A 519-nucleotide genomic window follows, 5' to 3' on the forward strand; every position below is an offset into this window, starting at 1 on the left:
TCTAACTGCGTCATGCATCTTTCATCAGCTAATGAAAAATCTGGCACGCCATGTCGCACAAAAATAATGTCCATCTATCTGTTTTCTCTTAGCTTTTACTTATTTTATAGTTTTTCGAGATAAGCTTGTGCTTTTTTCGGGTTAGTCAAATGAACAAATTGAATGGGTGAGCCGCTCAATTCACGTTTCAGTTGAAGATATTTTTGTCGTCGTTTGGCGTAGTTTTTAATAGACCATAATACGATGGAGTCTTTTGTAAACAGTCGATACAGACTTTCTCTGTTACCAGTCCCTTCCCACAGCTCTTGCTCTGTGTAAATACGAGTGAGTGCACGTTTGATCGCTCGGTAAAACGTCACCGTTCTTGAATAGTCCAACCAAATGATCGTGTCGACGTCTTGCCACTTTATGCTTTCAGTTCGAGAATAGTTTCCATCCAAAACCCATTCGCTTTGCGTGAGGGCCGTTTTTAAGTTGCTGAAAAACTCATGGTCGGTGCTTTCTTGCCAGCCCGCTTTC

Annotated in this window: 1 protein-coding gene and 1 pseudogene; both read right to left on the minus strand. The window is 41.4% G+C overall.

Annotated elements, in window-relative coordinates:
- Nucleotides 1-74 (minus strand): annotated as a pseudogene (locus R7R24_RS30390) (histidine phosphatase family protein); the annotation flags it as partial.
- Nucleotides 75-104: 30 nt separating this feature from the next.
- Nucleotides 105-519, minus strand: a 415-nt coding sequence (locus R7R24_RS30395; protein ID WP_318120675.1) for an adenylate kinase, incomplete at its 5' end; no start/stop codon positions are given.

This window comes from Vibrio sp. 704, assembly GCF_033339295.1.